The organism is Rheinheimera gaetbuli (assembly GCF_054781935.1).
Genome location: NZ_BAAGTL010000049.1, coordinates 1 through 914 on the forward strand (window position 1 = coordinate 1; position 914 = coordinate 914).

Annotated in this window: 1 protein-coding gene; it reads left to right on the forward strand. The window is 63.9% G+C overall.

Annotated elements, in window-relative coordinates; all coding sequences use genetic code 11:
- Positions 1 to 66: 66 nt before the first annotated feature.
- On the forward strand, positions 67 to 914 hold an 848-nt coding region (locus ACYVIC_RS19790; protein WP_460862717.1), incomplete at its 3' end, for an AMP-binding protein.

Below are 914 nucleotides of genomic sequence, written 5' to 3' on the forward strand. Positions count from 1 at the left end.
GGCGTGCGTTGCGTGCTCAGTAACGGGGCGTTGCCACAGGGCGTAGAGGCAGAGCAGGTGTTAGATGTGCGGGGCTTTGATGGCCGTGTTGCACAGGTATTACCGGCGGCGAAGCGCTCAGCGGGCCAGGGGCTGTACCTGATGTACACGTCGGGTTCGACGGGTACACCCAAGGGCGTGTTGGTGCCGGACGGTGGTGTGGTGCGGCTGTGCCGCAACCGTCGGGAGCTGGCGATAACGGCGGATGATGTGTTGCTGCTGCAGGCACCGCTGGTGTTTGATGCGTCGACACTGGAGCTGTGGGGTGCACTGCTCAATGGTGGTTGTGTGGCGATAGGGCGGCCCGGCGCGGTGAGTGTGAGCGGTCTGGCATCGGACATCCGTGATTACGGCGTGACGGTATTGTGGTTAACGGCGTCGTTGTTCCATGTGGTCGTGGATGAACAGCTGGAGGCGCTGAAGGGATTGCGTTGTCTGGTGGCGGGCGGCGATGCGTTGTCGGGCCGTCATGTGTCGGCGTATCTGGATGCGCCGTGGAGCGGTGAGCTGGTCAATGGTTATGGCCCGACGGAGGCGACGACGTTCAGTTGTTTGTACCGCATGGAGCGGCATGATGCGCGCCGTGATGTGCCGATAGGGTATCCGCTGGAGCAGAGCAGCTGCTATGTGCTGGACGGGCAGGGTCAGCGAGTGGCGCCGGGGGTGCCGGGGGAATTGTATGTCGGTGGAGCGGGTCTGGCGCAGGGTTACTGGGGTCAGGGCGCGAAGACGGCAGAGGCGTTTGTGCCCAACCCGTATGGTCCGGCGGGTAGCCGGCTGTACCGCACGGGCGACCGTGTGCGTTATAACCGGGAGGGTGCGCTGGAGTTTTTAGGCCGTCGCGATGCGCAGGTGAAGGTGCGGGGTTACCGGAT